Source organism: Alteromonas sp. Cnat2-8, from assembly GCF_022348355.1.
Lineage (GTDB): Bacteria > Pseudomonadota > Gammaproteobacteria > Enterobacterales > Alteromonadaceae > Alteromonas > Alteromonas macleodii.
In genome coordinates, this window is sequence record NZ_JAKREX010000004.1 from 166,696 (window position 1) to 185,850 (window position 19,155).

The 19,155-nt window shown below is 43.8% G+C and carries 15 protein-coding genes; all 15 read right to left on the reverse strand.

The window, feature by feature from the left end; translation table 11 throughout:
• Nucleotides 1-2: 2 nt before the first annotated feature.
• The 15 genes from MHN00_RS11645 to MHN00_RS11715 all read right to left on the reverse strand — a co-directional run bounded on the left by MHN00_RS11645 (nt 3) and on the right by MHN00_RS11715 (nt 19,133).
• Complete coding sequence (locus MHN00_RS11645; protein WP_014949549.1) at nt 3-1,370, reverse strand: DUF1329 domain-containing protein; 1,368 nt, start codon at nt 1,368-1,370, stop codon at nt 3-5.
• Nucleotides 1,371-1,381: 11 nt separating this feature from the next.
• Nucleotides 1,382-3,442, reverse strand: coding sequence for a DUF1302 domain-containing protein (locus tag MHN00_RS11650; protein WP_014949548.1), 2,061 nt, complete (start codon nt 3,440-3,442; stop codon nt 1,382-1,384).
• 333 nt (nt 3,443-3,775) lie between these two features.
• Nucleotides 3,776-4,018, reverse strand: a complete 243-nt coding sequence (locus MHN00_RS20470) for a DUF2835 family protein (RefSeq protein ID WP_039227708.1) — start codon at nt 4,016-4,018, stop codon at nt 3,776-3,778.
• Nucleotides 4,005-6,614, reverse strand: coding sequence for an aminopeptidase N (gene pepN, locus MHN00_RS11660; protein WP_239301223.1), 2,610 nt, complete (start codon nt 6,612-6,614; stop codon nt 4,005-4,007). The genes MHN00_RS20470 and pepN overlap by 14 nt, the downstream gene beginning before the upstream one ends.
• A gap of 47 nt (nt 6,615-6,661) precedes the next feature.
• The gene (nhaC, locus tag MHN00_RS11665) at nt 6,662-8,137 is read right to left on the reverse strand and encodes a Na+/H+ antiporter NhaC (RefSeq protein ID WP_014979337.1); all 1,476 of its coding nucleotides are present in this window, start codon (nt 8,135-8,137) and stop codon (nt 6,662-6,664) included.
• A 72-nt stretch (nt 8,138-8,209) separates the two neighbouring features.
• Nucleotides 8,210-9,544, reverse strand: coding sequence for a sodium-dependent transporter (locus MHN00_RS11670; protein ID WP_014949544.1), 1,335 nt, complete (start codon nt 9,542-9,544; stop codon nt 8,210-8,212).
• 82 nt (nt 9,545-9,626) lie between these two features.
• Complete coding sequence (gene prc, locus MHN00_RS11675) at nt 9,627-11,669, reverse strand: carboxy terminal-processing peptidase (RefSeq protein WP_239301224.1); 2,043 nt, start codon at nt 11,667-11,669, stop codon at nt 9,627-9,629.
• Nucleotides 11,670-11,672: 3 nt separating this feature from the next.
• Nucleotides 11,673-12,341 carry an RNA chaperone ProQ gene (gene proQ / locus MHN00_RS11680; RefSeq protein ID WP_014949542.1) on the reverse strand — a complete coding sequence of 223 codons (669 nt, stop codon included), beginning with the start codon at nt 12,339-12,341 and terminating at the stop codon, nt 11,673-11,675.
• A gap of 16 nt (nt 12,342-12,357) precedes the next feature.
• Complete coding sequence (locus MHN00_RS11685) at nt 12,358-12,648, reverse strand: hypothetical protein (RefSeq protein WP_014949541.1); 291 nt, start codon at nt 12,646-12,648, stop codon at nt 12,358-12,360.
• 2 nt (nt 12,649-12,650) lie between these two features.
• Nucleotides 12,651-13,106, reverse strand: a complete 456-nt coding sequence (locus MHN00_RS11690; protein ID WP_014949540.1) for a GAF domain-containing protein — start codon at nt 13,104-13,106, stop codon at nt 12,651-12,653.
• Nucleotides 13,107-13,118: 12 nt separating this feature from the next.
• The gene (locus MHN00_RS11695) at nt 13,119-13,850 is read right to left on the reverse strand and encodes an SIMPL domain-containing protein (RefSeq protein ID WP_014976589.1); all 732 of its coding nucleotides are present in this window, start codon (nt 13,848-13,850) and stop codon (nt 13,119-13,121) included.
• A gap of 372 nt (nt 13,851-14,222) precedes the next feature.
• Entirely contained in the window at nt 14,223-15,344 is a 1,122-nt protein-coding gene (locus tag MHN00_RS11700; RefSeq protein WP_239257516.1) for an alanine--glyoxylate aminotransferase family protein, read from the reverse strand.
• A gap of 520 nt (nt 15,345-15,864) precedes the next feature.
• The gene (locus MHN00_RS11705; protein WP_110289107.1) at nt 15,865-16,389 is read right to left on the reverse strand and encodes a gamma carbonic anhydrase family protein; all 525 of its coding nucleotides are present in this window, start codon (nt 16,387-16,389) and stop codon (nt 15,865-15,867) included.
• Between the two features lie 10 nt (nt 16,390-16,399).
• On the reverse strand, nt 16,400-17,260 hold the full coding sequence (gene tesB / locus MHN00_RS11710) for an acyl-CoA thioesterase II (RefSeq protein ID WP_014949536.1): 861 nt from the start codon (nt 17,258-17,260) through the stop codon (nt 16,400-16,402).
• Nucleotides 17,253-19,133, reverse strand: coding sequence for a phosphotransferase (locus MHN00_RS11715; RefSeq protein WP_039227720.1), 1,881 nt, complete (start codon nt 19,131-19,133; stop codon nt 17,253-17,255). The genes tesB and MHN00_RS11715 overlap by 8 nt, the downstream gene beginning before the upstream one ends.
• Nucleotides 19,134-19,155: the final 22 nt, after the last annotated feature.

A 19,155-nucleotide genomic window follows, 5' to 3' on the forward strand; every position in this document is an offset into this window, starting at 1 on the left:
GATTAGCGCATACCTTCTCGTCGTAACGCCTGAGGTGTGAATTCCACATCTCGTGGGCGTACGGTGAAGTCGTACATCTCTTCTTCGTTATCGAGGCCAATGGCCAGGTAACGACGAGAGTTCAAGTCATGGTACACATCCAGCGTAGACCACTGAGTAGGTACTTCATAATAGTTCACACCATACGCTACACCAACACGATAAAGTTCGCCACGATTATCATACATATCAGCAACTTGAATTTGCCAGCTATCTTCATCAATGAAGAATACACGCTTTTGATAAATATGACGGAAACCGTCTTTTAATGTGGCTTCCACTTCCCAAACGCGGTGTTTTTCCCAACGTGTTAGGTCTGGATTAACGTGATTTGGCTTTAAGATGTCATCGTACTTCGCATTATCTGAATGAAGTGCATAGTTGTTGTATGCAACGAACATTTCTTTCTTACCCACTAACTTCCAGTTGTAACGGTTTGGTGAGCCGTTAAACATATCAAAGTCATCGGTAGTACGAAGGCCATCAGCTGCGGTTCCAGGTGTATCATAAGCAATGTTTGGTGCTAGACGTACACGGCGCTGACCCGTGTTGTAGGTCCATGCTTTACGCGGCTCTTTTACTTGGTCAACTGTTTCATGTACAAGCAGTGCTGTACCCGCCAAACGAGCAGGCTTTGTTACTTTTTGTTTAAACATGAAAAGGACGTTTTCGTCAGTAAGCTTTTCTGGTGTAGCACCTTCTTCTGCGTACTTAATTAATAACTGCTCATCGAAACCGATTACGTTGTAATCACCGCCAGTTGTTACTGCAGCTTGACCACCATTACGCTGAACCGCTTCACCGCGATAGCGAAGTATATGGTTCCAAATTGCTTCAAGACCATTTTGTGGAATTGGGAACGGAATACCAAGAACAGCCCCTTTAATTCCGTTACCGCCGTCTAATAGCTCCGCGCTAGTTGCATTTACCTTAGTTGCATCGTAGATAGCCTGGGGATTAGACGCAGAACGACGCGTTGGGTAAACCGGCATACGGAAGGTTTCAGGGTAAGCTTCGAAAAGCTTTTTCTGACCTTCAGATAGAAAGTCCGCATATTCTTTGTAGTTTTGTGCCGTGATTTCAAATAGCACTTTATCTTCAGGGTACGGGTCTGGATGGTGATCACCCACTGTGTAGCCCGCTGGTGCTGAAGTAATACCGCCAGTCCACGCTGGGATACTGCCGTCTGCATTACCTGCTTTCATAGCGCCCAGTGGCGTCAATTCGTTACCTAGTTTATTGGCATCTGCGTCAGACACCTTTGCCATCGCGCTTGCACCTGACAGAGCAAGTGATAAAGCCGCAGCGATAATTCCTACTTTTCTAATCATAAATACCACTCTTAGATTGCATATTTGATGTTAAATGAAACGAAGTCTCTGTCTGATAGCGCATTAGTAGTACCAATACCGCCCCAGAAAGCGCTGTACGACGCTGTTGCTGACCACTTGCTTAGGTAGTCGAACGTCAATGAAATTGCAGCAGACTTAACATCTTCTGTGAAAAGGAATAGAGGGTCTGGTGTTGTACCCTCTACATCGTGAGAGAATGTTGCACGAGCACGTAAGTTAATTCCGGCCATGACGTCGTTGTAATCAGCGACAGCAAGTAAGCGGTAACCCCACGCATCGTCAGTAGCAAACGGGTTAGTCTCTGGTCCGTCTGATAGCGCTTGGTGTAAACCTTCACGACTATTGCCGTTGATAGGCTCTAGTGACGGCGTACGTGCTGTACCAGGCGCATTTAAGCGAATTACGTTCGGATCTGGCATATCTACAACGTTCACATAACCTACTTCGCCTAATAGTACGAAGTTGTCAGAGCCAAATTTAGGGCCAAACACGTGTGAGGCAGTAAACTGCATTTGCCATGTATCAGAGAATAGATAACCTTCCGCTGTTTCGCCTGGGCCTACTGCTCTTCCGATATTGTTTAGCTGTGAAATACCTTCTAAATCTGGACGTAGCCCAGCATTCGCTAGCTGCTCTGGCATACCCATGTAAAGCAATTCAACATCATCGATTTGAAGCGGCTCATCTACACGGTAAGCAAATTCACCCGCAAGAGCCGTAGTACCGATGTTAGTGTTAAAGCTCATACCATAAAGTTTGATATCTTCTGGGTAGAAGAACTCTGACTGTGTAAATGCACCCAGTTCAGTGATGTTGTCGCGAGTAACGGTATTAGACGCTAGGAACGCGAGATCCGCGCCAATTCCTTCAGCAGTAAAATCGGATGTCTTACCTGAGATAAGCGGGCGTTGGCTGTGGTAATTGATGTGATAGAAACTAAACTCTGTTTCATTCAAATTCTCAGCAAACCACGTCAAGCGTAAACCGTATTGACCCTGATCGTCCGCGTCATTGTGCGCTTCGTCAGAAAAACCGCGGATAGCCACTTTGGTTGGATAAGCAAGGTAGGCTTGCGAAATGTCAGCTGGATTAGCGCCAGAGCGAAGCAAATCGCCATATCCGTTTAACGCAGTGAGAAGGTGATCTAAGTCGATGTCTGGGTTACCACTGAAACCAAGCTGGATATTTTGGCGTTGACCGCCCTCACCTGCAAAGTCGTTGCCCGCGAAGTAGCTGCCAGAAACTGGAAGCCAGCTGCGCTGCCATTCGTACTGGTAATAACCAGAAATACTCACTGTGTCAGTCAAACCTAAAGACGCGTACACCATCCCTACTGGAAGGAATACTTCTTTAAGTTCTGCACCTGGAGCACGAGCTCGTGTTACATCAACAGGGTTCGTTGTGTTAATACCGTGCTGGATGAATGTACTTTCACCCCAACTGATCACCTGACGGCCTACACGAAGCGTAAGTGGTTTGTCGCCAATCCACCAGTCGCCATAGAAGAATGCGTCGTAAAGACGTACATCGGTACACAGTAGGTCTTCTGCTTCAGGGTCTTGACACAAGTCGTATTGGTTACCCGTTATTGGGTTAGAGTATGGACGGTCGCCGTCCATTTGCTCAAAGTCGTAGAACCAGAAACCACGGGCGAAGAAACCATAGTCGCCAAAATTGATATCTAATTCATGAGTACCTGAAATTTGCGTTGCAAACGCGTCACCTGGATCGTGTGCAAGGTTACCAAGGTCACCATTGGTGGAATAACCGCCATCTGCTAAACCCCACACGTCGCCACTTGGGTATAAAGGGTTGAAAGCTGCGTGATAACCGCTCCAGTCGAATTGAGGATGGTTACTGTTACCTATAAGGTCGTAATCTCTTGCCTCTGTTCGAATACTTGTAGCTAATGTAAATGTTGAATCTAAAGATATACTTACATCACCCACTTGCCAATTCGCAGCGTGTGCTGGTACTGCAGCAGCACCTAGCAGTGAGAGAACTCCCGCTGCTACCGGTGATATCTTAAAAGCGCTAGGCCCGTTTTTCATATTTTTATACTCCCAAGTCGATGTGACTTAATACGTGACATCATGACCAACCATAACGATTAACAAAATCATTACATCATTTTGCCATAACCGCAAGAACTAATCCTACCAGTTAACAAAATTTACAACATTAGTCGTATCAAATAGTTATTGCTTTATTGTGAGTATAAAAGGCATTTATAAACTTGCAGGAAAAATGTACAGAAATATTGCGAAACTGTTGCGTTAAGTATTTTGGAACGCTCAATGACAGAAGAAAACGCATAAGTGTTACATATGGGAGTGGTGAAAGCTCGTGTAAAAGAGAGTAATTCGTCGCGTACAAAAAAGGCTCTATGCGAGCCTTTCAAAGGATTTTATTTTTTTGTTGGCATCAATAATCATCCTAAAACGACCTTTAATACCATCAGACGTAACAAATTGCCTGAGCCGGTTGGTCGGTACTTGGACGCTTAGGCCTGATTCACTGACCATGACCACATCTGGCATAGTTGGAATATAAAGCACCTCACATTGCTTGTAAGGTGCATTTATTGAAAAGTAAAAAACCGAGTCAGTTTGGCTAATGCTTGTCATAAGCAAGGCTTTTACTTACTTTCTCAAACAAATCTTTACTTAAACCTTTATGATTAAGCAAACGGCCAAGCTGTTGCTTCATATGAACCTGATGCTCGCTTGCAAAGCCCTGCCATTGCGTCAGTGGCGTTACAATACGGGCGGCAACCTGTGGGTTGACCGCATCGAGCTTAAGTAAGTAGTCGGTTACAAATTTATATCCACTGCCATCGAGTGCATGAAACCTTTCGCTGTTATAGAAAGCGAAGCTACCAATAACAGAACGAACACGGTTCGGGTTACTCATTGCGAACTGAGGGTGCTCACATAACATTGTGATAGTCGCAAAGATATCGTCTCGATTTTGTGTAGCGTGGAGTGCGAACCATTTGTCCAAAACAAGCGGGTCATGATTCCACGATTCCTCAAACTGAGCCATCAAACTGTCGAAAGTGGTGGCGCTACAGTGTTGTGCGCTTCTCAACGCGCCTAGCGTATCTGTCATATTATCAGCGGTTTCAAACTGAGAAACCACAATATGCTCGTGTTGGGGTAACCGCGCTAAGTGTGCAAGCACGACATTTTTGCAGCGACGTTGATTCACCGCTTCTTGCGTGTAGCAATACGCGCTTTTCTCGATATTTTCGAAGACTTGTTTTAGCTCTTTTTCGAGTGCGCGAGCAAACTGGTCGCAGAACGCTTTTCTCGCTTTCGAAAGTGCGGAAACGTTTATGTTACTTCGGCTTTGGCACAGTGTCTCAAACGAAGGTATGACTAAACATTCACTCAGCAATTCAAGGTTGTTCTGCTCTTGGGCAATCGCTTGCTTGATACCGTTCCAGATTTCATTGCTGATACCAGACCCCGGCGATTCCTCTAATTGCTTCACACAGCGGTCATACAACGTTTGCATTGCATCCCAACGATTAAATGGATCCTTCGCATGCTTAAATATAGTAAGTAAAGACTCTGTCCCCAATGGGTTTTCTACTTTCGCTGGCGCTGAGAAGTTACCCAATACTACAGGTGTTAAATTAGTAGTTTTGGCTTCTACAGTAAAACGCAAAGAATCATCTTTTAAAATGACCATGCCGTTTTGAATTAAAGACTCGTTATCTGTGTAGCTTTTCCCCTCATCATCAATAATCTCGATATTTACAGGAATATATAGAGGAAGCTTTTCTTTCTGATCGGAGGTTTCAGGTGTGTGCTGTGACAATGTAAAGCTATGCTTAACAATGCCTTCATCATCGACCTCAGTGCTGTGTGCGACAGAAATCACTGGCGTACCAGATTGACTATACCAGCGGGTAAACTGGGTTAAATCTAAATCAGTAGCAGACTGCATTGCTGAAATGAAGTCATCACAGGTGACAGCCTGACCGTCGTGTCTTCTAAAGTACTCGTCCATACCACGTCTGAAGCCGTCAGGCCCCAATAATGTGTGGAACATGCGAATAACTTCAGCGCCTTTGTCATAAACCGTCACCGTGTAGAAGTTGTTCATTTCAATGACTTCTTCTGGACGAATTGGATGACTCATTGCACTCGCATCTTCTGCAAACTGGTGTTCTCGCATAACACGAACGTGCTTTATACGATTACTTAACGCCGAAGTCATATCAGCGCTGAACTGTTGGTCTCTAAATACAGTAAGCCCCTCTTTAAGGCTTAGCTGGAACCAATCGCGACAAGTAACACGGTTGCCGGTCCAGTTGTGGAAGTACTCGTGCGCGATAACCGACTCAACATTGAAAAAGTCATCATCGGTGGCACTTTTTTGATCGGCTAAAACAAACTTACTGTTAAATACATTTAAGCCCTTGTTTTCCATCGCTCCCATATTGAAGAAATCGACGGCAACAATCATGTAGATATCTAAGTCGTACTCTAACCCGAACACATCTTCGTCCCACTTCATCGCCCGTTTGAGAGATTCTAATGCGAAAATGCCTTGAGACTTTTTGCCTTTATCAACATAAAGTTCTAGCGCAACCTCTTTACCGCTAGTGGTGGTGTAGCTATCGGTAAGTAGATCGAAGTCACCGGCAACTAGAGCAAAAAGGTAGCAAGGTTTTGGATGTGGATCGTGCCATTTAACAAAATGCGTATTTTCGTCAACCTCGCCCTTGTCCACTGGGTTGCCATTGGCCAAAAGCATCGGTACTGATTTGTCGGCAACTACCGTCACTGTGTAGACCGACAAAACATCCGGGCGGTCCATGAAGTACGTAATGCGACGAAACCCTTCCGCTTCACACTGCGTACAATAGGCACCACCTGATAAATACAAGCCTTCCAGCGCTTTGTTGTGCTCAGGGGCAATGGTATTGGTAATTTCTAAGACGAACTCATCAAGTTCAGTAACCACGCTTAAAGCGCTATCTGTTACCGTGTATTCATTATCAGATAGGTGCGTACCGTTAATAGAAATAGAATCTAGCGATAAATTATCGCCATCAAGCACTAATGGACTATCGTGCGCGCCATTACGAGTGACGGACAACGTGCTGATAACTTTGGTTTGCGTTGGGTGTAGCGTTATATGTAGGTCAACTGTCGCTATTGAAAAAGCGGGCGGCTGGTAATCCGCCCGGCGTTTAGCTTGAACTGACATAGATCCTCCTGGAAGAAAGCCTACGTGGGTTTAATTGGAACTCTGTGTTAAACCGTATCTTTGCTGTTTACTTCAACATGCGGTGGCGTAATACGTAAAATCTTAATTCCTAAATACGCATAAATAACAGCGAGGATCGGGTTGATTACGTTGAAGAATGCATAGAATACGTAATCAAATGGATTGACTAATAAAACACTGTGCATGTAAGCACCACAGGTGTTCCAAGGAATAAGTGGAGACGTAAGTGTGCCGCCGTCTTCAAGGCTTCGAGAAAGATTCAATTGGTCTAAACCACGCTTTTTGAATTCTTCTTTGTACATACGGCCTGGCATCACGATTGAAATATACTGATCTGCAGTAACCAGGTTGGTACCAAAACAAGTAAGAATTGTACGGCTCACCATATCCCCTGCGGATTTTGCACCAATTAATATGGCAGAAACTGCACGCTTTAATAGGCCAACACGCTCTAATACGGCACCAAACGACATTGCACAGATGATCAACCAAATGGTATTTAACATAGAAGACATGCCACCACGAGAAAGCAAGCTATTTAAGTTCTCGTCAGGCGTTGAGAAGCTTACGCCATCGAATAGCGCAGTCCAAACTACCTTCAACGCACCTACATTCACCGAGTCGTCACCACTTGCCATAGAAGTAACCACATCCCACTGGAATACAACTGCCCAGACGCCACCTAACAAAGCGCCGATAAAAACAGCTGGAAACGCAGGCATCTTTTTAATCGCTAAAGTGAGCAAAACGACAAGCGGAATTAACAAATGCCAACCTAAGTCAAAGGACTCGTTTAACAAAAGTTGCATCTGCTCAATGCGTTCTGCTTTGGCTTCACCCACTTCACTAAAGCCCAGTACCGTAAATAGAATAAGCGCAATAACAAAGCTCGGAATCGTCGTCCAAAGCATGTAACGAATGTGCTCAAATAAATCCGTGCCCGCAACGGCAGGCGCTAAGTTTGTTGTTTCAGATAAGGGCGAAATTTTATCGCCAAAGTATGCACCTGAAACTACTGCGCCGGCTGTTATGGCTGCCGACATTTCCATGCCTGCAGAAACCCCCATTAGCGCAACACCCACAGTCGCCGCGGTAGTCCAAGAACTACCTATACTCATTGCAACAACCGCACAAATCAGACAAGCGGCAGCATAGAAAAACGAGGGGTTAAGCAACTCTAAACCGAAATAGATAAGCGTAGGCACGGTTCCGGCTAGCATCCATGTGCCAATAAGAGAACCTACCGCTAACAGAATTAAGCAGGCACCTAAAGACATTGAGATACCGTCTACAATGCCCTTTTCGATAGTTTTCCAGCTGTAGCCATTTTTCATTCCAATGATAGCAGCTAAGCCCATCGCTAGAAGAAGTGCAATTTGGTTTGGACCGTAAGAAGAGTTATCGGCAAACAAATAAACTGCGCTTCCCATCATTATGACTAACGCAAGAATAGGAAGCATTGCATCGAGAAGTGACGGCGTTTTTATTTCTTTATTCGTCATTGTCGTTTTTTAAAACCTTATTATTGTATTTGTAACGCGTTAAGCGTGCTGTCCGCTTTTTACCAGAATGCTTTAGAAGACTGAGCGGTAGAACATAAGCGCAATGATAACGGGACACACAAAGCGTACGTACCAAGGCCAAATCTTCCAGAAAATGCTGTGTTCAGCAAACTGATCACCTTGTTTAAGTTCATCGAGTATTGCATCTCTGCGCCACACCCAACCTGCGAAAATACACAAGGCGAGTCCTAGTAACGGTTGGCTATACTCGGTAGTTAATGCGATAACAAAGCCGAACAAGGTTTCAAAATTTAAGATGATGATGCAGCTTAATACAAAGATGACCGATGCCATTAATAACACGGCCTTTTTACGTTGAAGACCTTTACTTTCTACCATAAACGCAACGGGAACTTCCAACATTGAAATTGAAGACGTGACGGCAGCAATCGCCATTAGCGCGAAAAAGGTAAAAGCAACGAAAAGACCTACGCTACCAATGGTATCAAACAGTGCTGGTAGTACTTTGAAAATCAGCGTATCACCTTGGATTAACGCGCCTTCAGGTGTGAAGATTTCAACGCCGTTGTTTAATGCAACGTACATGGCCGGGATAATAAGCATACCCGCAATAACCGCAACACCGATATCGACAAGCGCTACAGACGCACCAATGCTTGGTAGATTTTCATTTTTACTTAAGTATGAACCATAAACCAGCATGGTACCCACACCTAAAGACATTGAGAAAAAGGCTTGTCCCATGGCGTTAATTAATAAGTCTGGGTCTAGAACGCGAGAGAAGTCAGGTACTAAATATGCTGACCAACCTTCTACGGCACCAGGCTGTAGGCTCACATAAACAATCAGTGCAAGAATGAGAATAACCAATGTAGGCATCAAACGCACCGACCACTTCTCAATGCCTGACTTTACACCACCGACAACGATAAATGCAGTTAAGCCCATGAATAAGAAGCAGAAAATAATGTTACGCGTAACTGATGAAGTGAGTAGCCAGTCGCTAGCACTCGTAAATCCCACCATGCTAACGGCTGCATCGGCGAAATAAACCAGCATCCATCCGCCTACAATAGCGTAGAATGCAAGGATAAGTGACACGGTAACACAGCCCCAAATGCCCGTTAGCCTTCCGACGAAATTGCCTGATATTTTACCTAAAGCGTCAACCATATTCGAACGTGAACTACGACCGATTATAAGTTCTGCCATAAGTACGGGATAAGCGAGTACAAAAGCCAGCAGTAAGTATACGAGAACAAATGCTGCGCCGCCGTTACTTGCTACCTTTGTAGGAAAGCCCCAAATATTACCTAGTCCTACTGCCGAGCCTGCCGCTGCTAGCACGAACCCTATTCGAGAGGAAAATTCGCCTCTGATAGCCATGTTATTTCCCTTTATTATTGTTTTAATAATTTATAGACACAAAAAAAGGGCTGGCCCTAGACCAGCCCTTTTTTCTAATCACTTAATTTCTTGTGATAGCGTAACGGCCTGTTTCGATCATATCGAAAGTAATATTGGCTGCCTCGTCCAAGAATGGATCTAATTCTTCCATATCTTCAGGTAGGTCGTCCAATGTTGTGACAGTTTCCATTCCCAATCGCTGTAAACGTTCGTTAGCACGAGCAAGCGACTTCTCTTCCGCCTCTTTCTTCTCGCCTTCACGTACAGATTTAACTAATGAGATGAAGTTCTTGTCTTTATTTTCCTTATATTCCTTTATGTCGTCTTGGATATAAGAAAACTCAGGATCTTGTAAAATACGTTTGTTGTGCTTCGCTGTTAAAACATCAAGCGCAGCAGTACCGTCTGCAAACGTCGTATAGTTAGCGCGATTGATACTGTCCCATGGCAACGCATTTTCCGCTTGGCTTTCTCCCCATTCAGCTGGTTCAACTGCCGATGGATAAAGAATATCAGGAATAACGCCTTTATGCTGTGTGCTGCCGCCGTCAATGCGATAGAACTTGGCGATAGTAAACTGAACACTACCTAATGGGTTGTCGTAAAGGTCATAAATTTTACCTAAACCGCGATGCTGCTGCACTGTCCCTTTCCCGAAGGTTTGTTCACCTACGATGAGAGCACGGTTGTAGTCTTGCATCGCTGCCGCAAAAATCTCTGAAGCAGACGCGCTATATCTGTCAACTAATACGGTTAACGGGCCATCATAAGCCACTTCGCCATCTGTATCACGGTTAACGCTAACTTTGCTTTGACCGTATCGAATTTGAACCACCGGGCCTTTTTCGATAAATAGGCCAGTAAGTAACGTTGCTTCGGTTAGAGAGCCACCGCCATTACCACGCAAGTCTACGATAACGCCTTTAACGTTTTGCGCTTTCAAGCTTTCTATTTCTTTAGCAACATCCATACTAAGGTTGTTGTAAAAACTTGGAATGGTGATTACACCTAGAGGCTCACCCGCGTGAGGGCCAGTCTCTGGCACATATACCTCCGATTTGGCTGCGCGATCTTCTAACTTAATTTTATCGCGAGTAAGGCTAACTACCGACGTGGTTTTCGCGTCCGTGGCTCCTTTTTCAACCTGTAGACGAACAGTACTTCCTTTCGGGCCTTTAATTAACTCAACCACTTCGTCCAATCGCCAACCAATCACATCAACAAACTCTTCGTCGTCTTGTGCTACGCCAACAATTTTATCTTCTGGTTTTATTGCGCCAGACTCATCTGCAGGACCGCCAGGTACAACGCTTTTGATTACCGTGTAATCATCTTCGCTTTGCAAAACCGCACCAATACCTTCGAACGACAAGTTCATGTCCATTTGGAAACGTTCAGCGTTACGCGGAGATAAGTAACTGGTGTGAGCTTCAATTGTACGTGCGAATGCATTCATTGCAGTTTGAAAAACGTCTTCGCTCTTTGCTTGCTTAGTGCGCTTAATCGCTCGTGTATAGCGTTTGGTAAGAAGCTCCTTCGCCTCTTCCCACGTTTTGTCTGCAAGTATTAGATTCAACGCGTCGTATTTAACGCGTTGACGCCAAATTTCATCCAGCTCAGCTTTATTAGCTGGCCATTCAGCATCTTCTCTGTCGTAAAAGAACTTATCGCCTTCTTTTTCAAAGTCGAACGGGCCTTTCTCTAACAGTGCAAGTGCAAATTCATAACGCTCAATGCGTCGTTTTGCGCTTACGTTATACATATCATAGGCAACAGAGAGGTTGCCTTTACTCAGCGCATCATCAAACAATGTGCGGTATTTCTCAAAACCCACAACATCAGACAGCAATAACACTTGTTTATTGTGATCTAATGAATCGATGAAGCGCTGGTAAACTCTAGCTGAGAGTGCATCATCCAACGAAATTTCCTTGTAGTGCGCCCTCGAAAAGAGTGCGCTTACTCGCTTAGCTGCAACACTGTGTTGAGATTCCTGTTGTAAAATGGGAAGCTCGTCTACCTCTGGTGTTGACGTAACTGCGCCTGCTCCTACCCCAACGGTAAGAAAAGCACTGGCGATGGAAATTCGAAGGATGTCTCTCATATTTTACGACCTCTTGGAGCGTGCCAAACGTAAAGCGTCTGCGTTTACTTTAACTACCATGCCTGAGTCTAATTGAACGTGAATGCCATCTTTAGCTACTTCGGTAATTACTGCAGGCATAGGTGCTTTACCTAATTTAACGGTAACTTGCGTACCTTGCTGTAAATCGCTATCTGTCAATTTCGCAGGTGGTGTATTGTTTGGTCTGTTATTTTTCGGTTTAGTTCCGCGCTTAGTATCAGCATGGTCCGAATTTGCAGATTTTTCACCTTTTGGACGATTAAATTGACGTTTATCTTTTCGCTTAGGCTGCTGAGCTAGCTTAGCTTTGCGCTTTTCAGCTGCTTTTGCTTTGCTTTCTTCTAACTGCTGCTGCGCATGATCAGCGTGTTCTTTTTCAATTGCATCGCCTTCAACGCCGTCTAAATCTACACGGTTTGCACCTTCTTTGATGCTATGAAGATAGCGCCAGCTGTTGGTGTAATGTCGTAGTGTAGAACGAAGTAAGGTTTTGCTAACGCGTTCCTCTTCTTCTAAACGTGTGGCAAGATCTTGAAAAATACCGATCTTAAGTGGGCGGGCCTCGCCTTCAATGCTAAAACATTTCGGAAAGGTCTCTGCAAGGAAAGCTATCACTTCCTTACTGTTGGTAAACTTCTCTGGTGATTCCATTAACTTTCTAAATTATTCAGGAGATTTCATCGTTACTTGCATCATCCCAAGTTGCCAGCGTGTGGTCAACCCAATCAAGCAATTCGTCGTCATCTATTTCTAATAAATGCTTATCTTGTTGCCAAGATTCCCATGCGTAGTGCAAAATTTGCTCTAAACGCTGTGTTTCAATATCTTCTTCTGCATTGTCGTACACCGCATGTAAGATGAAATTTAAACGTTCAGATGCCTCGTCTGGGTCATCATGAAAGTCTTCCATATCCTCATACGTGGATAAAACAACGTGAATATCAACACTGGATTTCATAATTATTTCTGCGAATCCATAAGAATTTGAGCAATTTCAACGAGCCCTTTTTCGTCTTCTTCGGTAAAGCGTTCAAAAACAGGGCTGTCGATATCAAGTACGCCAACCAGCACATCGTTTAGCACTAGTGGAACAACAATCTCAGAGTTTGACGCTGCATCGCAGGCAATGTGTCCTTCGAACTGATGAACGTCTGCTATACGCTGAACAGTTCTGGTACTTGCACTCGTTCCGCAAACGCCTTTTCCAAGTGGAATGCGAATACATGCTGGTTGCCCCTGAAATGGACCGAGTACCAACTGCTCTTCTTTATAAAGGTAAAAACCTGCCCAATTCACCTCTTCGAGGCTATTGAAAAGCAGCGCACTTATATTTGCCATGTTAGCGATAAGATCGTGCTCGCCAGAAACCAAGCTCTTTGCTTGGTTTATTAACTGACCGTACTGTTGTTCTTTCAAACGAATTTCCTGCTATTGAACAATGTTAAAAGACACATTAACACGCGCTTCTATGCGCTCTTGGCCAGGTAAAGACATAGACATGTCTTTGGCAAAAGCTTCTGCGCGCATTACTGGAATCGGCATATTGCCACCAGATTCTGAGATTGCAACAACTTCACCTACTTCAATCTCTAATTCTTTTGCTAATAACTGTGCACGTTGCTTTGCGTCTTTTACCGCAGAGATAAGTGCTTTTTGATAGGCATCGCCTTCACCAACTGAAATAAAGTTGAATTGTTGTATGCGATCAACACCTCGTTTGAGCACGCCATCTAATACTTTGTCATAAGTTTCAAGGTCAGTAGATGTGACGGTGATATCTCGTGACAACGTGAAACCTTCTTGCTGACGTCCTTGAGGCGTATTGATATAGCGAGGTTGTAAGCGTACTTGCATACTCTGAATGTGCTTTTCATCGATACCTTGATTAAGCAAGAACTTAACAATAGAGCGGAGGTCCGAATCAAGCTGAGTGTTCAGTTTACCTACTGTATTACCTTCTTCTTCAACAACGAGTGTGACTGAATAAGCGTTTGGTGTCACTTCTACCGCTCCTACGCCTTGCACATTTATAACCGCTTCTTGTGCGGCCTGTGCAGCAACCATAGGTGCAGATAAGGCAATAAATGATGATGCTAACAATGCTTTTTTAACTACACTTTTAGCTGTCGAATAAGTATTGGTACGCGTGATCATTTTCATAGAGATTCCTTTTTTATGGTGCCTTTTAATTACGTTACCTAAAGGATAAATGTTTAAAACTGAATAGTTTATGAATATACGCAATAAACGAAATCTTAGCACTGAACTAAGACGAGAAGAGATATAACTTCGCCGAGATGTGCTTTTTATGAGGCAAGACCCAAAAATGGATAAGTAATACCAGTCAACTTGATGTAGAACCACTATAACTGCGGTAACACGGCGTGATTACAAAGATTTTAAATCTCGCTGAGTGGGTAATGATCTATGCGGACTGATATCAAAGCGCTATGTTAACGGCTAAAAGCCAACCGTTCAGCAAAGCATCTCGCTGAACGTGTTGACCGAAAAGATTAAAAGGCGTTAGGCGTTTTACTTAAGCACAGTGCGCAACGCAGCAAGGCAGTGATCGATATTACGGGGCTTACATGCGTATCCCATAAGACCAATTCGCCATACTTTACCGGCATGATCGCCTAAACCGGCGCCGATTTCTAAATTAAAATCTTCAAGCAATTGCTTGCGAACGGCAGCATCGTCTACGCCGTCTGGAATTTTAACTACATTTAATTGAGGCAAACGATAAGCACTGTCTACCGTTAGCTCTAACCCAAGTTCACTTAGACCCTGCGCAAGTTTATCATGACCCAATGCATGACGCTGCCACGCATTTTCTAAGCCTTCTTCTTTTAAAATCAGAAGTGCTTCGTACATAGCGTACATACTGTTGACAGGTGCGGTATGGTGGTAGGCACGCTTGGCGCCCTGCCCCCAATAACCAACAATCAAGTTCATGTCTAGAAACCAGCTTTGCACTTTCGTTTTTCGGTTTTGAATAACGTTAACTGCTCTTTCACTAAATGAAACAGGAGAGATACCCGGCACGCAACTCAAACACTTCTGTGAACCTGAATAAATAGCGTCAATGCTCCAACCGTCAACATCTAACTCGATACCTCCTAGAGAGGTAACTGCATCAACAATGCTAAGACAATCATACTTTTTAGCCAGCTCACAAAGCGCTTTGGCTTCATTGCGTACGCCCGTAGATGTTTCTGCGTGAACAAAGGCAAGGATCTTAATATCCGGATTGGCTTTAAGGGTGTCTTCTACCACATTAAGGTCAGTTTGCTCGCCCCATGTATTGTTGACGGTAATAGCCTCACCACCACAACGCTCTACGTTTTCGACCATTCGATTGCCAAATACGCCGTTAATACACACGAGTACCTTATCGCCTGGTTCTACAAGATTAACAAAACATGCCTCCATTCCTGCTGAGCCCGGAGCAGAAATAGGCATAGTAAGTGCATTGTCAGTTTTAAATGCATATTGTAAAAGCTGTTTGGTTTGGTCCATTAACTCAATGAATAATGGATCGAGATGACCCAGGGTGGGTCTCGCCATGGCGTTTAGAATTCTGGGGTTAACATCGGATGGTCCTGGACCCATCAAAGTCCGTTCAGGGGGAATAAAAGTAGAAAATGATTGCATAATCCATCCTCGTATTAATGTAAGAGCCTGTTTTTAGAGTCAGTATCACGCATATTTAGCATGAACGTTGACGTCATACTACAAGGATAATGGCATGGTACAACCGTCTGTTTTCAACATAACTTACATGAATGAAAGTATGTCTATATATTTAACAAGGGTATACATTAACAACGCTTCATCACGTGGATAAAATGTGTGCAACATGTGGATATAAACTGTACACCTTTTTACTCAAAAAACACCACATCCGACCAGTCTTTAGTCCATTGATTACTAACGTATAAGTTCTACAATTAAATTGACTTTGAGAGTGTAAGATAAAATTCACACAAAAATTGTTTATAATTTAAACAAATGTATTCTATACTCATTGTCCGTTTAAAAGATTTTATTTAAACTCTCCTGTGTAAAAGTTAGCGCACGGCTCAGCAATGAGCCATTCCCCTAGGCCCGGAACGTTTGTTCTGGGCATTTTTTATGGGGATTCAAAATATCGCGAACAGCCTAGTCTTAAATTTCAGCTATCAACTGGCTGTAATGATGACTTATATGTTTTGGCGTTATCTACGTAATGTTCAGCGGACGCTTTTAGTTTGGGTTCGATCTTCTCATCAAATGTTCTAATGACTTTACCAGGCGCTCCAACTACTAAACTGTAATCAGGAATTTCCATGTTTTCCGTTATCAAAGCGTTAGCGCCAATGATGCAGTACTTTCCAATTTTTGCACCGTTTAATACGACAGCGTTAATTCCTATCAAGGAATAGTCACCAATCTCGCAGCCGTGAAGCATGACTTTATGTCCTACTGTTACCCCTTCACCTAGCACTAAAGGAATACCTGCATCGGTGTGTAATACGCTGCCATCTTGGATATTCGTATTTTTACCAACGGTTATCTTGTCCATATCGCCGCGTATAACCGCATTGAACCAAACGCTTGAACCCACTTTGAGTTCAACATTACCAATAACATGTGCGCCTGGCGCTATAAACGTACTTTCATCAACCAGCGGTGATGTAGAACCTAATTTGTAGCGCATTACCCTCTCCCTATTCGTCTACTTTTCTCATTAATCCTTCTTGCATGGTTGACGCAACAAGTTCACCATTTTGGTTAAATATTTGTCCGCGTACCAAACCTCTAGAGCCTCCGCTAAAGGGACTCTCCATTGCATACAATAACCATTCGTTCATATTGATTGGGCGGTGGAACCACATAGCATGGTCTATCGTTGCGATTCGAAGTGATTTATCGGTTACCGCAACACCGTGTGGTTGAAGCGACGTACTGAGAAAATGATAATCTGATGCGTAAGCAAGCGCAGCTTGATGAACAGTCAGTGATGCATTCATTGTGTCTCTTGCTTTTAACCAGATGTAACGCGTCGGTTCGCGTTTCGCTGACTGGTAAGAGTTAGCTGCATCTACCGTGCGGATATCTACAGGTTTATGATAGCTCAACGCTTCTTGCATAGGACGTGCAATCTTATTGAAGTTAGCTTCATAGAATTCAATGTCAGACTGCACATCTTCCGGCGCAGGCACATCTGGCATTGTTGGGTTTTGATGCTCCATGCCATCTTGAGGAACCTGAAAAGACGCTGTCATGTAGAAGATATTTCTACCATCCTGAATGGCTTTAACCCGTCTAGCAGAGAAACTTCTGCCGTCTCGCACTACTTCAACATCGTAAACTACAGGCTTTTTAGCGTCGCCTGGTAATAAAAAATAAGTGTGGAATGAGTGTGCGACTCTACCAGCCTCCACTGTTTCGTATGCAGCTGCTAACGCTTGCCCCAAAACTTGTCCACCAAACAAGGCGCGGAAGCCTAAATCCCAGCTTTGACCTCGATAGATGCCAGCTTCCACTGTTTCGAGTTCAAAAAGTGACGATAGTTTAATCTCAGACATGTTGTACTTTCTCTTCAATTACTGCTTTTGGGTTTCGCGGGTAGTACTTTTCAGGCAATTTTGCTTTATGCTCGAAAAAGCGCGTATCTTTATAGGGTAACTTCATAAACCCTGAAATGCCTAGCCCTTTTATTTTGGGAATTTGCTGAACGAGTTGCGCTAATAACGCGTGGAAGCGCTCTTCTTGGCTGTGATCAAGCAATGTGTAATAGTTGTGAATTTTCAAATGCCGCGGTAATGCTTCAAATATAATACAACCAGTGTGATGTATTGTATTAAGTTGAACGATGGTATCGATAATCTCCTGAGGCAGCTTTAATAATTCATCTGGATCATCGCCATCTTCGAAATATGAGTGAGTACGGCTTTCATCCTTTTGTGCAGAAACCCGTGATAGTTCGTAGGGAATAAACATACCGCCTGCTGGTTTAAAGTCTTCATCTTCACTTTCGCGTTCAATGTGCAGCGTGTTTTTGGCGTTGAACATACAACATTTGAACACCGCGGGCTTGTGAATAGCCCTTGCTAAATTAATGACATTATTCACTGCTAAATCAAACGCTGCTTTCATTGATTCATCATATAAGTTCAAGCTCGAATCGACATATATACCTTCTGGCTCCCAGCGCACAGCCATACCGCCAACTACAGGGTAACGGCCTAGTCTGCTTATTGCAGAAACAAATGCTTTTTCGGTATCCCCCATGCCCTGTAAATAGTTTTTGTAGTAGCGGTCAAATTGCGCATCGTCTATATAACGAAGTTCCTCTACGTCTTTTTCATCTAACGAGTCAGACAGTCTTGCCTGTTGGCGTAGGTAAGATTTTCGAGAGCTGTAAACAACGGTTTCAATATCAGCACGGTTCTGAGTGTGGGCCAGCCATGTAGGGATTAACGGTGTATATTGCGTTGGCTTGTCTTGAGTGAAAACCATATTCTTCAAAACGTGGAGATGATTAAACAGGTAATCTCCGCCTTGTCTTCTCTTTGTAGGATCTTCACTGAGCATGTGCTCAAGGATATTAGCAAGCATTTTAGGAAGACCAAGGGATGAAGGTGTAATAACCTTGCTTCCGTAACGACACGATTGCCCTGATGCCAATGCATATAATGTACTGGCCAAGCCTTGTTCATCGAAGCGGGGGCTGGAGAGTGCGCCATTAAGCTGCTCCTCGCCAATAAAATACACATCGCCAAGTCGAGCATTAGTTTGATGCAGTTCACCCGACATTAAATCCATTACATTGTTACCCACATATTGCCCAGTGATGTCAGTCTGTGCGAACACTGAAGAGCCCCAATCAATCAATCCAACCGATTCATTTTCGGCATCCCAAACCAGATTCGAGGGTTTTATGTCTCCGTGCACAATGGGTTTAATTTCTCCATTTTCACTGTATTGGCGAAAACTGGATAAAAGTTCGCCGACCTGCACTGCAATTTTGACGATAATACGGGGCGAAAGTGGGCCTGTTTTCAAGCTGACTTTTTCTAGGTCTTCGCCAGGTGCTCGCCCCATAACTAAGATGGATTGTTTGCGTATTTGTTGATATTCAATAAACCGCGGCACAAACTCATGATTAACGTGAGAAAGCATAAAAGCTTCCTCTTCTAGTCTATCTTGCACATGCTGCGGCAAGGTTATTCGCGAAAATTTAAATACCCGAGATTCACCGCTTGGCGCGTTCCCTGCAAACGCAAACCCAAAGGCTCCTTTCCCTAAAAGTTCGATGTCACTGTACCCCAACCCTTCTAACTGCGAGATACAAAGGTTTACCCAGTCTTTTAGCTTTTTAGCATCCGCATGAGATAGCAGATATATCGACTGCTCATCGGGTATATAGAAATGTTTTAGGCCTTTGAGTTGCGACATGTTTTTTACTTCACGCTTTTAG

Coding starts and splice junctions, on each gene's coding strand:
- MHN00_RS11645 (WP_014949549.1), bottom strand. CDS start 1,370: ATGATTAGAAAAGTAGGAATTATCGCTGCGGCTTTATCACTTGCTCTG.
- MHN00_RS11650 (WP_014949548.1), bottom strand. CDS start 3,442: ATGAAAAACGGGCCTAGCGCTTTTAAGATATCACCGGTAGCAGCGGGA.
- MHN00_RS20470 (WP_039227708.1), bottom strand. CDS start 4,018: ATGACAAGCATTAGCCAAACTGACTCGGTTTTTTACTTTTCAATAAAT.
- pepN (WP_239301223.1), bottom strand. CDS start 6,614: ATGTCAGTTCAAGCTAAACGCCGGGCGGATTACCAGCCGCCCGCTTTT.
- nhaC (WP_014979337.1), bottom strand. CDS start 8,137: ATGACGAATAAAGAAATAAAAACGCCGTCACTTCTCGATGCAATGCTT.
- MHN00_RS11670 (WP_014949544.1), bottom strand. CDS start 9,544: ATGGCTATCAGAGGCGAATTTTCCTCTCGAATAGGGTTCGTGCTAGCA.
- prc (WP_239301224.1), bottom strand. CDS start 11,669: ATGAGAGACATCCTTCGAATTTCCATCGCCAGTGCTTTTCTTACCGTT.
- proQ (WP_014949542.1), bottom strand. CDS start 12,341: ATGGAATCACCAGAGAAGTTTACCAACAGTAAGGAAGTGATAGCTTTC.
- MHN00_RS11685 (WP_014949541.1), bottom strand. CDS start 12,648: ATGAAATCCAGTGTTGATATTCACGTTGTTTTATCCACGTATGAGGAT.
- MHN00_RS11695 (WP_014976589.1), bottom strand. CDS start 13,850: ATGAAAATGATCACGCGTACCAATACTTATTCGACAGCTAAAAGTGTA.
- MHN00_RS11700 (WP_239257516.1), bottom strand. CDS start 15,344: ATGCAATCATTTTCTACTTTTATTCCCCCTGAACGGACTTTGATGGGT.
- MHN00_RS11705 (WP_110289107.1), bottom strand. CDS start 16,389: ATGCGCTACAAATTAGGTTCTACATCACCGCTGGTTGATGAAAGTACG.
- tesB (WP_014949536.1), bottom strand. CDS start 17,260: ATGTCTGAGATTAAACTATCGTCACTTTTTGAACTCGAAACAGTGGAA.
- MHN00_RS11715 (WP_039227720.1), bottom strand. CDS start 19,133: ATGTCGCAACTCAAAGGCCTAAAACATTTCTATATACCCGATGAGCAG.